General features: G+C 60.6%; 14 protein-coding genes. 7 read left to right on the top strand and 7 right to left on the bottom strand.

Annotation, left to right across the window (positions count from 1 at the left end; all coding sequences use genetic code 11):
- Positions 1-22: 22 nt before the first annotated feature.
- The 6 genes from ACP7BS_RS17520 to ACP7BS_RS17495 form a co-directional block, all read right to left on the bottom strand.
- Positions 23-1,750 (bottom strand): acetyl/propionyl/methylcrotonyl-CoA carboxylase subunit alpha, encoded by a 1,728-nt coding sequence (locus ACP7BS_RS17520; protein ID WP_426239126.1) that lies wholly within the window; start codon positions 1,748-1,750, stop codon positions 23-25.
- A gap of 43 nt (positions 1,751-1,793) precedes the next feature.
- Complete coding sequence (locus ACP7BS_RS17515; RefSeq protein WP_426239125.1) at positions 1,794-3,395, bottom strand: 5-oxoprolinase/urea amidolyase family protein; 1,602 nt, start codon at positions 3,393-3,395, stop codon at positions 1,794-1,796.
- Positions 3,396-3,402: 7 nt separating this feature from the next.
- Positions 3,403-4,209, bottom strand: coding sequence for a putative hydro-lyase (locus tag ACP7BS_RS17510; RefSeq protein WP_426231605.1), 807 nt, complete (start codon positions 4,207-4,209; stop codon positions 3,403-3,405).
- Between the two features lie 22 nt (positions 4,210-4,231).
- Entirely contained in the window at positions 4,232-4,996 is a 765-nt protein-coding gene (locus tag ACP7BS_RS17505; protein WP_426231606.1) for a LamB/YcsF family protein, read from the bottom strand.
- A gap of 10 nt (positions 4,997-5,006) precedes the next feature.
- On the bottom strand, positions 5,007-6,275 hold the full coding sequence (locus ACP7BS_RS17500; RefSeq protein WP_426231607.1) for an NRAMP family divalent metal transporter: 1,269 nt from the start codon (positions 6,273-6,275) through the stop codon (positions 5,007-5,009).
- Between the two features lie 131 nt (positions 6,276-6,406).
- Positions 6,407-6,640, bottom strand: coding sequence for a hypothetical protein (locus ACP7BS_RS17495; RefSeq protein WP_426239124.1), 234 nt, complete (start codon positions 6,638-6,640; stop codon positions 6,407-6,409).
- Between the two features lie 36 nt (positions 6,641-6,676).
- Here ACP7BS_RS17495 and ACP7BS_RS17490 point away from each other — a divergent pair, with 36 nt between their 5' ends.
- Positions 6,677-7,345, top strand: coding sequence for a GntR family transcriptional regulator (locus tag ACP7BS_RS17490; protein ID WP_426231609.1), 669 nt, complete (start codon positions 6,677-6,679; stop codon positions 7,343-7,345).
- Between the two features lie 202 nt (positions 7,346-7,547).
- A complete protein-coding gene (locus tag ACP7BS_RS17485; protein ID WP_426239123.1) occupies positions 7,548-8,939 on the top strand; it encodes a family 16 glycosylhydrolase in 1,392 nt (463 codons plus the stop codon).
- 288 nt (positions 8,940-9,227) lie between these two features.
- Here the strand turns inward: ACP7BS_RS17485 and ACP7BS_RS17480 are convergent, their stop codons facing one another.
- Positions 9,228-9,434: a hypothetical protein gene (locus ACP7BS_RS17480; RefSeq protein WP_426239122.1), complete on the bottom strand. Its 207-nt coding sequence runs from the start codon at positions 9,432-9,434 to the stop codon at positions 9,228-9,230.
- Positions 9,435-9,581: 147 nt separating this feature from the next.
- Between ACP7BS_RS17480 and ACP7BS_RS17475 the strand changes: the two genes are divergently transcribed.
- The 5 genes from ACP7BS_RS17475 (at position 9,582) to ACP7BS_RS17455 (ending at position 14,616) form a co-directional block, all read left to right on the top strand.
- A complete protein-coding gene (locus ACP7BS_RS17475) occupies positions 9,582-9,866 on the top strand; it encodes an acylphosphatase (RefSeq protein ID WP_426231613.1) in 285 nt (94 codons plus the stop codon).
- Positions 9,867-10,094: 228 nt separating this feature from the next.
- Positions 10,095-10,346, top strand: a complete 252-nt coding sequence (locus ACP7BS_RS17470) for a helix-turn-helix domain-containing protein (protein WP_426231614.1) — start codon at positions 10,095-10,097, stop codon at positions 10,344-10,346.
- A gap of 354 nt (positions 10,347-10,700) precedes the next feature.
- Positions 10,701-11,756 carry an ABC transporter ATP-binding protein gene (locus tag ACP7BS_RS17465; RefSeq protein ID WP_426239121.1) on the top strand — a complete coding sequence of 352 codons (1,056 nt, stop codon included), beginning with the start codon at positions 10,701-10,703 and terminating at the stop codon, positions 11,754-11,756.
- A gap of 109 nt (positions 11,757-11,865) precedes the next feature.
- Positions 11,866-12,888, top strand: coding sequence for a Fe(3+) ABC transporter substrate-binding protein (locus ACP7BS_RS17460; RefSeq protein WP_426239120.1), 1,023 nt, complete (start codon positions 11,866-11,868; stop codon positions 12,886-12,888).
- A gap of 66 nt (positions 12,889-12,954) precedes the next feature.
- On the top strand, positions 12,955-14,616 hold the full coding sequence (locus tag ACP7BS_RS17455) for an ABC transporter permease (RefSeq protein WP_426239119.1): 1,662 nt from the start codon (positions 12,955-12,957) through the stop codon (positions 14,614-14,616).
- The last annotated feature ends 77 nt before the right edge of the window (positions 14,617-14,693 follow it).

The raw sequence follows: 14,693 nt of genomic DNA, 5'->3' as shown, positions 1-14,693 counted from the left end.
GACTGACCTGCAGGGCCGGGCCTTACTCGACCCGGGCGAGTGCGGATCCGGCATTCACGTAAGCGCCTTCCGCAGCCTTGATCCGCAACACGCCGGAGCGGGTCGAGAGAATCTGCGTTTCCATCTTCATCGCTTCCATCACGGCGATCAGATCGCCCTCTTTGACGGTGTCGCCATCGGCGCATTTCCAGGCTTGCAGCGTACCGGAAATGGGAGCCACAACGGTTGAGGCGTCCTCAACATCCGCGGTTTTCGCCGGATCGGAATCCTGTGCTTTCAGGCCACCAAGGCCGGCAAGCAGCGAGGCCGGAATGCCGAGCGCGTGACGTTTTCCGTCGATCTCGACATGGGTGCGGATGAGCGATGTATCGGCGCCCGGGTCGGGCCGGGCTTCAGCCGTCAGGGTGTCTGCAAATTCGGTCTCGATCCAGCGCGTGTGAACCTTGAACCCGTCTTCGCCGATAAAATCAGCGGCTTCCATCGCGGCGCGGTAGAATGGCAGGACCGTTGCGATGCCTTCGATCTTGAACTCCTTGAGTGCCCGGCGGGCGCGGGTCAGTGCCTGCTCGCGGGTGGCGCCAGTGACGATCAGCTTCGCCATCAGGGAATCGAACGTGCCGGGAATGGTCGAGCCGGACACGACGCCGCTGTCGAGCCGCACGCCGGGACCGGACGGAGCTTCGAACGTGGTAATGGTGCCCGGCGTCGGCAGGAAGCCACGGCCGGGATCTTCGGCATTGATGCGGAACTCAATCGAATGGCCGCGCGGGGCTGGCGTCTCAGTGACCAGCAGCGGTAGGCCGTCGGCGATGCGGAATTGCTCGATGACCAAATCGATGCCGGTCGTCTCTTCGGTAACCGGGTGCTCGACCTGCAGGCGGGTGTTGACCTCGAGGAAGGAAATCGTGCCATCGACCCCGAGCAGGAATTCGACCGTGCCGGCGCCGGAATAGCCGGCAGCAGCGCAGATCTTTTTCGCGGCATCATGGATCGACTGGCGCTGCGCGTCGCTGAGGAAGGGGGCGGGGGCCTCTTCGACGAGCTTCTGGTTGCGCCGCTGCAGCGAGCAATCGCGGGTACCGAGCACGACGACATTGCCGTGCTTGTCAGCGATGACCTGTGCCTCGATATGGCGCGGACGGTCGAGGAACCGTTCCAGGAAACACTCGCCGCGGCCAAAGGCCGCCTTTGCTTCACGCACGGCCGACTCATAGAGTTCGGCGATGTCTTCCATATGCCAGGCGACCTTGATCCCACGGCCGCCGCCGCCATGCGCTGCCTTGATCGCCACCGGCAGGCCATACTGTTCGGCAAAGGCGATAACTTCTGCTGCCGTTTCGACAGGGCCGTCGCTGCCGGCAACCAGAGGGGCGCCGACGCTGGTGGCGATCCGCCGTGCCTGGACCTTGTCGCCGAGGGCCTCGATGACCTGCGGGTCGGGACCGATCCAGATCAAACCGGCATCGATGACGGCACGGGCGAACTCTGCCCGCTCGGAGAGGAAGCCGTAACCCGGATGCACGGCATCGGCGCCGGAGCGCTTAGCGATGCCGATCAGCTTTTCAATGTCGAGATAGGTTTCCGCCGGCCGGCTGCCGGAAAGCCCGTAGGCTTCGTCGGCCAGCTGGACGAACAGCGCATCCATGTCCGGGTCGGCATAAACAGCAACGGAGGCGATGCCGTGATCGCGGCAGGCGCGGATGATGCGGACGGCGATTTCGCCACGATTGGCAATCAGCACTTTTTTCATGGGGTCTATCCTCATTGTCTTTGGTCGGCCGGGCATCGCGATCTCAGGCCTTGGTGGGCTTGATATCGGCGAAGGCCGTCACGGGCCGGAAACGGATCTTTGCATTGACCGGAATCTGCCCGGCGAGATCGAGATGATATTCGGCGACGGTGCCGATCACCGGATAGCCGCCGGTCAGCGGATGGTCGGCAAGGAACAGCACCGGCTGGCCGCTATGCGGCACCTGGATGGCGCCGGTGGCCGTGCCTTCGCTTGGCAGTTCCGCCTTGTCCTTGCGCTCCAGCGGCACGTCGCCGGACAGCCGGATGCCGACACGGTTGGATTGCGGCGTCATCGTCCAGAGCTGTCCGGAAAGCGTTGCGATGCCGGTCTCGGTGAACCAGTCGCTGCGAGGGCCCATGACCACGTCCAGCGTCACGGTCTCGCCGGACGCCGGATGCTCAAAGGCCGGTTCTTCGATGAGAGAAACAGGTGCGAGGCCCTTGGTCCCGGTCGCGACTGTTAGCACGGTGCCGGTTGATACCGGGTCCGGACCGACGATGGCGAGCGTATCGCTGGAAGCGCTGCCAAGCACCGGCTTGACGGCAAAGCCGCCCCGGATCGCCAGATAGCAGCGCATACCCTTCGGCGCATGGCCAAGCGTGACGATATCGCCGGGCTCCAGCGAGATCGGCTGGTAGGTTTCGGCCGTCTGCACGCGCCCACGAGAGTCGCGAATGAGAATGGGACAGGGGGCGCCGGTAATGGCCAACACCGCGCGGCCGGTGATTTCGAAGGAGAAGCCACCGAGCGTGATTTCGAGACAGGCGAAATCGACGGGGTTGCCAACGACGCGGTTGGCGGCCTTAAACGCGCCGAGGTCGAGAGCGCCGGACGACGAGACGCCCTGACCGGTCTGGCCGAAGCGGCCGAGATCCTGAAACAACGCCGGCATGGGAGCGGCAAGGACCTTGAGCGTCAGGGTATCCGCTGCCGCAGGCGGCACCGGCTTTGCAGGCGTTTTGGCGGCAGCTGCGGAGATGGTCGTCTGGCTTTTCGAAAGATCGGTGAAGCGCACCCGGTAACCCGGCTGAAACAATGCCGGTGGATCGCGCGACAGGTCCCACATCTTTTCCGGCGTCGTGCCGATAATCTGCCAGCCACCAGGACTTGCCTGCGGGTAGACGCCGGAAAAGGCGCCAGCCAAGGCGACGGAGCCGGCCGGTATCTTCGTGCGCGGGCTCTGGCGGCGCGGCACCTGCAGGGCGGGATCGCCACCGACGAGATAGCCGAAACCGGGCGCAAAGCCGCAGAAGGCGACGGTAAATTCGCTCTCGGTGTGGCGGCGGATGACCTCCTCGACCGAGAGGCCGGTGAGGCCTGCGACATCGGCAAGATCTTCGCCGTCATAGTGGACGGCGATTTCCACGCACTTGTCTGATGGCGCGATGCGGGCGGAGAGATCGCGGGTCGCGATTGCGCCGGCAAGCTCGTCAGCCGTCAGTTTTTCCGGCCGGAACCGGATCATCAGAGTGCGGGCGGCCGGCACCATGTCTTCGATGCCGTCGACCGGATCGGCTTCGAGCGAGGCAAACAGCGCCAGCGTCTCGTCGAGATCGGCGAGTTCGACAAGCAGGACTGTCAGGCTGACGGGCAGAAAACGCATCGGAACCTCAGGCGTGGTAAGCGGAATCGGGGATATCGGTGATGAACATATGCCCCGGCGCATGGGTGATGGCAAACGGCACACCGGATGCCATCACGGCTGCTTGCGGAGTAACGCCGCAGGCCCAGAAAACGGGGATTTCGCCGGGCTCGATGCGTACCGGATCGCCAAATTCGGGCTTAGCGAGATCCTTGATGCCGATCTCTTCCGGTGCGCCGATATGCACAGGCGCACCGTGCACGGCCGGAAAGCGACCGGAAATCGTTGCCGCATCGGCAACGCGCGACGCCGGGATCGGCCGCATCGACACGACCATGTTGCCGTGCAGACGCCCGGCCGGGCGGCATGGCCGGTTGGTCAGATACATCGGCACGTTGGACTTGTCGGTGATGTGCCGTATCTCGATGCCGGCTTCCGCCATTGGTGTCTCGAACGTGAAGCTGCAGCCGATCAGAAAGCTGACGAGATCGGGATGCTCGGCCCAGGCGGTGCGTGCGTCGGCGGTTTCTTCGGCCAGCTTGCCATCGCGCCAGATGCGGTAGAGCGGAATATCGGTGCGCAGGTCAGCGCCGGGGGCGAGCAACGTGGCATGCGAGCCGGGATCGGATACGTCGAGGACGGGACAAGCCTTCGGATTGCGCTGCGCATACAGCAGGAAATCAAAGGCCCAGTCGCGTGGCAGAACGATCATGTTGGCCTGGGTGAAGCCGGGGGCGACGCCCGATGTCGGCTCGATGCTGCCAGCACGGTAGCGTTCGCGGGCAATACGAGCCTGTTCGGCATTCACATGGCGGAGATGGTCTATCGCGATCATTGTGTTCCTCCCACAATATCCATCAAGCCGGCAGAAACGACCGGACGGTGATGCCGTCGGCCTCGAAGGCGCGGCGAATTTCCTGTGCGATGGCAACGGCACCCGGGCTATCGCCATGGACGCATATCGATTGCGCATCGATCTTGATGGTCGAGCCGTCGACCGCCTCAAGCGTGCCCTGCCGGGCCAGCTGCAGCATGCGGCGGGCGATCAATTGTGTGTCGTGGAGCACAGCACCCTGTTCGCGGCGCGAAACGAGCTGTCCGTCCGGCGTATAGGCACGGTCGGCGAAGGCTTCGGCGACGGTCTTGAGACCCGACGCCTGCGCAAGCGCAAGGATCGGGGCATTGGCAAGGCCCATCAGCACCAGTGACGGGTCGATCGCCTTGATGGCATCGATCACCGCTTGGCCCTGTTTGGGGTCATGGGCGATGCGGTTGTAGAGGGCGCCATGCGGCTTGACATAGCCGACGGTTGTTCCGGCGGCGGCCGCCATGCCTTTCAGCGCACCGATCTGATAGATGACGTCGGCGATGAGTTCGCCGCTCGTCACGTCCATGTCGCGCCGGCCGAAGCCGACGCGATCGGGATAGGAGACATGCGCTCCGATCGAAACACCTTTCTTGGCGGCCGCCTCGACGGTCTTCCAGATACCGGCGGGATCACCGGCATGGAAGCCGCAGGCAACATTGGCGCTGGAAACGATGGCAAGCATCGTGTCGTCGTCGCCCATGCGCCACGCGCCGTAGCTTTCACCGAGATCGCTGTTCAGATCGATGGCAGTCATGTTTATCTCCTCAGGTGGCTGGCGACAGCAGGGCGAAGATCGGGCCGATCGACTTGTAGCCCATGTACCAGGTGAGCGCGCAAGCCAGAACGCCGAGCACCAGCAGCCAGCGCGGATAGCGGTAACCGGACATGAGGTCGGAACGTGCCCAGGCAGCATAGATGAAGATCGACAGGCCGATCGGCAGGATGAGGCCATTTAGTCCACCAACGAAGATCAGCATCTGCGCCGGTGGCGTGGTGATGATCACGTAGAAGAACAACGAGACGGCGATGAAGATCACTGTCGCGATGTTGCGGGCACGCTCACTGATATCCTTCTTGAAGACTGTGATGAACGACACCGAAGTGTAGGCCGCACCGATGACCGAGGTGATGGCGGCAAACCATAAAACGGCACCGAAGATGCGATAGCCGACATCGCCCGCAGCCGCCTGGAAGGCCTGTGCTGCCGGATTGGCGCCCTTGCCGGAAACATCGATAACAACGCCGCTGGCGACCACGCCGAGAATGGCAAGGAACAGCACATAGCGCATCAGGCCGGTGACGGCGATACCGGTCAACGCGGCACGGTTGACTGCGCCAAGATTCTCGATGCCGACAGTGCCCTTGTCGAGCAAACGATGTGCGCCGGAATAGGTGATGTAGCCACCGACCGTACCGCCGACGATTGTGGTGATCGTGGCAAAATTGATGGTGGAGGGAAGGAAGGTCTGGAACAGCGCATCGCCGACCGGCGGCGCGGAGACAATCGCGACATACAGCGTCAGAAGGATCATCAGGACACCGGCCACGACGATCAGGCGATCGATGGCAACGCCGGCGCGCTTCGAGCTGAAGATGCCGATGGCGATCAGGGCGCTGATTGCGCCGCCCCATTTCGGATCGAGACCGAGCATGGCGTTGAGGCCGAGGCCAGAGCCGCCGATATTGCCGATATTGAAGAACAGGCCGCCGACGATGACGAGAACTGCCAAAAGGTAACCGGTGCCCGGAATGGCCGCATTGGCAATGTCGGACGCGCGCATCTTGGTCAGCGTCACGATCCGCCAGATGTTCAGCTGCACGACGAAATCGATGAGAATGGAGGCAAGAATCGCGAAAGCGAAGGCGGCTCCGAGCTGACTTGTGAATGTGGCCGTCTGGGTAATGAAGCCCGGGCCAATGGCGGATGTGGCCATCAGGAAGATTGCGGCGACAAGTGCGGCCCGCCGCGATTTGGCCGACATGGCGGGCGTTGGCGGTGTGCCGTTGTTGGGTGAAATAGGTGACTGTTCCATGAACCCTCGCTTTTATTTACGGGCGCCGCACATTCCCCGCACGGGCCCAGTCAATTTTATTGACAGCCACAACCTCGCCGCATTTCACAACCCTGTCAATATTGTTCAACGATTATTATTTCATCGTTCCATCATATTGTTGAAATGTTGAGCTTTTCATATTTGAACCAAGAAGCGAATCCGTGTCTCCTGATGCATTTTTCAGTATCTGCTGCTGCGTAGGCGGCCTTGCCGCCACCGAATAAAGCGTAGCCGGATTGCGGAATCCCTCTATGGCTGCCGCATTCAAGCTGCAGATCATACGCCCATTCACGCGATCGATGCAGACCCCATTTCCAAGTGAAGAAAACCACGATATCGGTCAACCACGAGGTGCTTATCGCTTCGCATGAAGGACGTGTATGACTGACCAGGACATGACATCCGCACTTGCGCCCCGCCTGGCGGAAGCGATCCGCAACAAGCTGATCGCTGGCGAACTCAAGCCCGGCCATCGTCTGTCGGAAGTAAAGTTGAGCGCCGATCTGCAGGTTTCCCGCAATTCGCTGCGTGAAGCATTCCGGCTTCTGACCAAGGAAGGGCTGCTGCGTCACGAGCCGAACCGTGGCGTTTTCGTCGCCATCCCCAGCATGGCGTCGATCATCGATATCTACCGCGTGCGCCGCGTCATCGAGTGCCGGGCTGTGGCGCAGGCCTATCCGAAGCATCCCGCAGTCGGCCGCATGCGCGCCGCTGTCGAGGAAGCGCGCGCAGCCAGCGTTAAGAGTGATTGGGGCACGGTCGGCAGCGCCAACATGGTCTTCCATGCGGCGATCGTCGATCTCGCCGACAGCGAACGTCTGAACGCTTTCTACCTCCAGATTGCCGCAGAGCTTCGCCTGAGCTTCGGACTTCTTGACAGTCCCGAACTTCTGCATGAGCCCTATATCGAACTGAACGCCGCCATTGTCGAAAAGCTTGATGCGGGCGAAATGCATGAGGCTGCAGCAACGTTGGAAAGCTACCTTCTTCAATCGGAACGCACGGTCCTTGCCGCCTTCTCGCGCATTCCAGACAAGGGGAAAAACTGACTGTCTTACTGCTCCGAAATCGGTCACACTTGATCCAGAACGAGATTGTTTGTCTGCATATTAACGCAGCTTGACGGTTTCGCGCGCACCAGCCCGATCCTTGATGGGGTATCCGGCAGCCTGGTGTACCTTGGTTGCACTGCGGCATCGATCCCGTTTCCGGTGCCACTGGCTATTGCCAGCAGGACCACAGGAGATGATCATGCGCAAAACCGTTTTGAACGCCATCGGGCAAACCTTGTTTTACAGCGACAGTTCGACCGGGTTTTTCTCCGCAACCGGCTCCGGCCCGACATTGCGCGGTACAGCGGGCAATGATTCCATGTGGGGCGATAGCGCCGTCAACGTCACGATGAGCGGCGGCATGGGGGACGATATCTACTACCTCTATTCGGCGATAAACCGCGCATACGAGGCGGCAGGGCAGGGTATCGACACGATCAGCACCTGGATGAGCTATACCTTGCCCGACAATTTCGAGAACCTCACTGTCACCGGCGATCTCCGCTATGCCTTCGGAAATGCCGCCGACAACATCATCAGGGGAGCCTCCGGCCGGCAGACGCTGGACGGCGGCGCCGGCAATGACGTGCTCACCGGCGGTGCCGGCGCGGATACTTTCATTTTCGCCAAGGGCAATGGCAGTGATCTGATCACCGATTTCGATGCCGCCGATATCGTCCGGTTGAATGACTATTCGCTGACATCCTTTGATCAGGTTCTCGCCCATGCGACCCAGGAAGGCGCACATCTCAGGCTTGATCTTGGCGATGGCGAAAGCTTGGTGTTTGCCGATACGAGTAAAGCCGATCTGAATGCCGGCCAGTTCGAATTGAGCCTCGATCGCGCCGCTCTGACCCAGACATTTGGCGATAATTTCGACACGCTGCAGCTTGTGAACGGCACGGAGGGGGTCTGGGAAGCAAAATACTGGTGGGCGCCCGAGAAGGGGGCCACGTTAACGGGCAACGGCGAGCTTCAATGGTACGTCAACCCACGCCATGCTCCAACATCCGCCAGCAATCCGTTTTACGTCAGCGACGGCGTCTTGACGATCACAGCCGAGAAAACCCCGGACGCGATCAACGCCGAGGTCGAGGGGTACGATTACACGTCCGGCATGCTGACGACGCATGCATCCTTTTCACAGACTTATGGCTATTTCGAAATCCGCGCCGACATGCCGGAAGATAGAGGAACGTGGCCCGCGTTCTGGCTGCTTCCGGAAGATGGCTCCTGGCCACCGGAACTGGATGTCGTGGAAATGCGCGGCCAGGATCCCAACACCGTGCATGTGACCGTCCACTCAAACGAAACCGGCCAGCAAACGTCGGTTGCCACCGCCGTCAGCGTCGTCGATACGCAAGGTTTTCACACCTACGGCGTCCTGTGGCAGCAGGATGAGATCGTCTGGTATATCGATGATGTCGCCGTCGCGCGTGCTGATACGCCGTCCGACATGCACAAACCGATGTACATGCTGGTCAACCTCGCCGTCGGCGGCATGGCCGGGGCGCCCACGGACGGGCTTCCTGATGGTTCGGAAATGAAGATCGACTATATCCGCGCTTATACGCTGGACGATCTCGCCTGATATCAGCTTCGCCAGCGCCTCTGACCTCTGTCACTCTTCGGCCTCGGTGCCTTGAACAATTCTTCGAATTCGCGTCTCAGGCTGCTCACCTGTGAGCGCGTTCACGGCGCTTGGCGACGCTGGTCTTGGGGCTATAGCGGGGCTAAAGCCGATGGTACCATCAAGACATTGTCGGAGAAGTGGTTCGGGTTCGACGTCACGCCGCTTTAAGGCGCAGACGGCCCATTCCGGAGCCGGGCAAATCGATATCGGTTCGGCGGGCGGCGATGCTCGCTGAACGTGTTTCGACTACTCGGTCATCAAGCCGTCAAAAACCTCGAGCATCGCGTCCGCGATGGCCTTGCCAAGTGCGGCGCCATTCTCCTGGAGGGCGTCTTCGTTCATGTCGCGGGCCGCCAGGGCAAGAGCTGCGCCCTCGTTCATGACGATTTCCTGCGCGCGCTGGATTGCCCAGAGAGCGAAATCGCTGCGCCCATTGATTTCTACGGTATCCATATCGATTTCCATTGTTGTCGTATCGGGAGCCCGGTGTTTCATCCAGGGCCGGCCTTTCCATAGCAGGGGAAAGACGCGTTGGAAAACACGCTTGTAATCTTCGATGCCTGCTCCAGATTGTTCTGACTGAAATTGGTGGAAATGGTCATGACGGATGAAGCCAAAGCGATGTTGCTTCGCATAACCGGGCGTGTCCAGGGTGTCGGTTTCCGGTTTTGGATGCGCGGGCAAGCGCAAAGGCTTGATCTGTCTGGCTGGGTTCGCAACGAAGCCGATGGGTCGGTGACAGCCTTGATCTGCGGACCTGCTGCAACGGTAAGCACCATGCTGGAGCGCTGTTGGATCGGCCCTTTTGGCGCTTCCGTTGCGAATGTCGAGACGAAATCAGCGCGCATTGAGGAGGTGCCGTCGGGATTCACCATCACGAAATAACCAAGCGCATATCCATGAGGAAACCTTCACATACCATTGGTTCGATTGAACTTTTTAAGATATGAACGACGTTGGCTAAAACATTCGAACCGGGCCATCTAGCGGATGCAGCAATATTCGCTTGTCGATGCCGCACTGCAGCAATAAAAGGAATTCGTATTTTGCGGTCAGGCATAAAACGGGGAACGATAAAGCAGACGTTCGATTCATGAACAACAGGAGACTTCCATGTCTATTGCAGTCAATAACTTCGACAATCTTGGCCTCGACGCCGTTTCCGCCGGGACCGTTGCGTCCAGGGTCAAGGCCTATCGTGAATCTGCCGGTTACAGCATCGAAGACCTCGCAGTGACTTGCGGATTGGCAAATTCCGAGATCTCGGCCATTGAAGATGGCAGCGATGCCGATCCGGCCAAGTTGAGAAGAATTGCCGCAGCACTGCAGATTTCCGTATCGGCCTTGCTGGGAACCGAAATCTAAGCCGATTGCCGCCTCCCGTCGGTTTCCGGCGGGCCTGCGGCGAGGCGAGCTTGCGACGCCGATCCGAAAAGGCGCCATTCATCGACCGCCCGCACAGACGGGCTCCAACCGAAACCGAAAATTCCCTTATCAGGCAGAATGTACTTTCATCGATCGGCTGCCTGCAGCCGAGCTTCGGGTGGCGGCAGCGCTCGGCGATGGCTCGGCCATCCGCGCCGCTGCGATTTGACCGCGGTGTGGGCGACCTGATTGTCTTTTCCGCGAAATATCCTGATAAACGCGCTCAAACGATGAGTCGTGCCCGCCGTCTGCCGGGGTTGGCTATCGGCCGCGCATGAGGGACTGGATAGGATTTTGACGCCGCACGCCCTGGATCGGACGCTTGAACTTCATAATGTGAGCCGCCGTTTCGGCGCGACCGTCGCGCTTGATGATGTGTCGCTGACAATAGCGTCCGGCGAAATCATCTGCCTCGTCGGCCAGTCCGGCTGCGGAAAATCGACTTTGCTGCGGATGATTGCCGGGGTGGATGTTGTCGATGGCGGCCGTATCCTGCTGAACGGCCAGGAGGTTTCCAGCCCATCCCGTTTCGTTGAGCCGGAGGACCGCAAGATCGGCTTCGTGTTCCAGGACTATGCACTCTTCCCGCATCTGACCGTCGAGCAGAATATCCTGTTCGGTTTGAAGCGCCGTCCGAAACAGGAAGCGGCGGCCAGAACGGCCGATGTGATCGCTCATATCGGCATCGCGCATCTCAAGGAGCGGTACCCGCATATGCTCTCGGGCGGCGAGCAGCAGCGTGTCGCTCTTGCCCGCGCACTGGCTCCCCAGCCGGACATTCTGTTGATGGATGAGCCGTTTTCCAATCTCGACAGGGGCCTGAGGGAGAAGGTTCGCGATGAAACGCTGTCGCTGCTGAAAGGCCTCGGCACGACGGTGATTATGGTCACCCACGACCCGGAAGAGGCGCTTTCGGCCGGCGACCGGGTGGTATTGATGAAGGCCGGCCGGATCGTTCAAGCGGGATCGGGTTACGATCTGCATGATCGTCCGGTGTCTGCCTATGCGGCAGAATTCTTCTGCGCATTCAACAAGGTTTCAGGCGTCTATCGCAACGGGCATGTCGAAACCGCGATCGGACGGTTTGCGCACGTGCTTGATGCTGGCGACGGGATGCCGATGATGCTTTATATCCGCCCGCAGGGAATTTCGGTCTCACCCGCTCCGGGCGATCTCTCCGGGCATTTGAAAAGCCGCATATTCCTTGGCGAGGTCGAACAGCTTGCCATCACCGTCGATGGGCTGGAGCAGCCACTGCAGGTGCGCACAATGGACCGTTTGCCGCCGGGTACAGATAAGGTCGGCCTGTCCGTTTTGCCGTATACCTGGCTGGCGTTTCCGGTGGCGTAGGCAGGCGTGCTCTGCCGGCGATCGGTTTACGGTAAAGTCGCTTAGGTAAACTTGACTGCTTTCTTCAATTAATGCTCGACAACTTGGCATCGTCCACCTGGAGAGATTTATGAACACGTCAAGCATAGCGAAATCCACCCTGTTTACGGCGTCATTGCTCCTCAGCACGAGCGTCGTCTCGGCTGCCGAACTCAACATCTACACGACCCGCGAGCCGGGCCTCATCCAGCCGCTGCTCGATTCCTTCACGGCGGCGACTGGCACCAAGGTCAATACCGTCTTCATGAAGGACGGTTTGGTTGAACGCGTCGCCACCGAAGGCGCAAGCTCGCCAGCCGACATCCTGATGACCGTCGATGCCGGAAACCTGATCGACCTCGTTGAAAAGGGCATCACTCAGCCGGTCGAATCCACCGTACTGACGGAATCAATTCCCGAGCAGCTCCGTGATGCCAAGGGCCACTGGTTTGCGCTGTCGATGCGCGCACGTGTCATCTATGCCGCCAAGGACCTCGACCTGACGGCCTTCAACTACGAAGACCTTGCCGATCCGAAATGGAAGGGCAAGATCTGCATTCGCTCCGGCCACCATCCTTACAATACGGCTTTGTTTGCCGATCACATCGCCCATTACGGCGCTGAAGCAACCGAAAAATGGCTGACGGGTCTCAAGGACAATCTCGCCCGCAAGGCAGCTGGCGGTGACCGCGATGGCGCCAAGGATATTCTCGGTGGCATTTGCGATATCGCTGTCGCCAATTCCTACTATGTCGGCCTGATGCGCTCGGGCAAGGGTGGCGAAGAGCAGGTTGCATGGGGCGACGCCATCAAGGTCGTTTTGCCGACGTTCAAGGATGGCGGCACGCAGGTCAATGTCAGCGGTGCTGCCGTTGCCAAGAATGCGCCGAACAAGGCAGAAGCGGTCAAGCTTTTGGAATATCTCGTCTCCGACGAAGCCCAGAAGATCTATGCTGAGGCCAATTTCGAATATCCGGTCAAGGCTGGCGTTGCGGCTGATCCGATCGTCGCCTCGTTCGGTGAGCTGAAAATCGACCCGAAGCCGCTGACGGAAATCGTCAGCCACCGCAAACAGGCTAGCGAGTTGGTCGACAAGGTCGGCTTCGACAACTAAACAACGGCAAGACGCCCGCGTTATCGCGGGCGCCTTTTCTTGTGCCCGAGGGATGGATTTCAGCCGATGATCAGCGTTGTGCGAAGCTGGCCCAAAGGCCGCGCTGGAGCCCGCTGGTTGCTTGGCGCCGGCATCATCGCCTGTCTTGTCATGCTGCCGGTCATTGCTCTGTTGCTGCAGGCGCTCAAGGGTTCGGCGGGGCTCTGGTCTCATCTCGTCTCCACCATATTGCCAACCGCCTTGGTCGATACTGCCATTCTGCTGGGTGGCGTCGGTCTGATCACTGCCGTTCTCGGCACGTCCACGGCCTGGCTGGTCACGGCCTATGCCTTTCCCGGCCGACGCGTGCTCGAATGGGCACTGTTGCTACCGCTCGCGGTGCCCACCTACATCATCGCCTACGCCTATCTCGACATCCTGCACCCGATCGGCTCGGTGCAGGGGGCGATCCGCTGGCTGCTTGGCTATTCCAGTCCAAGGGAATTCCGTCTGCCGGATGTACGTTCGATGACGGGGTGCATCCTGCTTTTGGGATTCGTCCTCTACCCTTATGTCTATATTCCAACGCGGGCGATGTTCCTGACGCAGTCGGCCAATCTGATCGATGCGTCGCGCACGCTCGGTATCTCGCGCCGCGCCGTCTTTTGGCATGTCGCGCTGCCGCTGGCCCGCCCGGCAGTCGCCGTCGGTGTCAGCCTCGCGGTGATGGAAACCCTCAACGATATCGGTGCCTCCGAATTTCTTGGTGTGCGGACGCTGACCGTCTCCATCTACACCACATGGATCACCCGTACCGATCTGCCGGGGGCTTCGCAGATCGCGCTGTCGTTGCTGATGGTCGTGGTGGCACTGATGGCTTTCGAGAAATGGGCGCGGGCCAAGCAGCGCTACTCGACCGGCGCGCAACGCAGCCGCGCCTTCGAACCGCGCCGGGTATCGACTGCAAAAGGTCTGGTGCTGTTTACCGCCGGGCTCCTGCCGATCCTCATCGGCTTTGGTGCCCCCGCAAGCTATCTCGTCAACGAAGCATGGAAGCGGATTGAATTCGCCGGACTTTCGCCGCGCTTCCTCAGTGAAGCCTTCAACACCATCGTTCTTGCGTCCGCCGCAACGATCATCACGGTCCTGTTCGGCCTGCTCGTCGCCTATGCCAGCCGGCTGCGGCCGGGAGCGGCGACCGCGTGGCTGCAGCGGCTTTCGACGCTCGGTTATGCAGCGCCTGGCACGGTCGTTGCCATCGGCGTGCTGATCGTGCTCGCCACAGTCGACGGTTTCATTGATCGTACGGCCACCGCCTGGTTCGGCGTATCTACTGGCCTCCTGTTCATCGGTTCGGGCGCCGCCTTGCTCTATGCCTATACCGTGCGGTTCCTCGCCATCTCGGCTGGCGGCATCGATGCGGGACTGGCGCGTATCCCGATGTCATTCGACCACGCCTCGCGTGTCCTTGGTCAATCGGCGGCTGGTACGTTCCGTCATGTCCATCTGCCGTTGTCGAAGGCGGCGATCACGGCGTCCAGTCTCTTGGTCTTCGTGGATTGCGTCAAGGAACTGCCCGCCACGCTGCTGCTGCGGCCGCTCAACGTCGAGACATTCGCAACGCACCTCTATGGCGAGGCCGCAAGGGGCACCTATGAGGAAGCATCCATCGCAGCTCTGGCTATCGTCGTCATCGGGATACTGCCTGTGATCCTGCTTTCGCGGATGGGGCAGCCTGCGGACAGCTGAAAAAGACAAGTTCAAACCGCATGAGCGCGCTGGTGTGCCTCGAGAACAGCAGTTGCGATGGCGATATCCTGAATTGC

Origin of the sequence: Pararhizobium sp. DWP1-1-3, from assembly GCF_049896125.1 — a bacterium.
Classification (GTDB): Bacteria; Pseudomonadota; Alphaproteobacteria; order Rhizobiales; family Rhizobiaceae; genus Pararhizobium.
The sequence above is the reverse complement of the archived record's forward strand: the minus strand, read 5'-3'. Positions and strand labels throughout refer to the sequence as shown.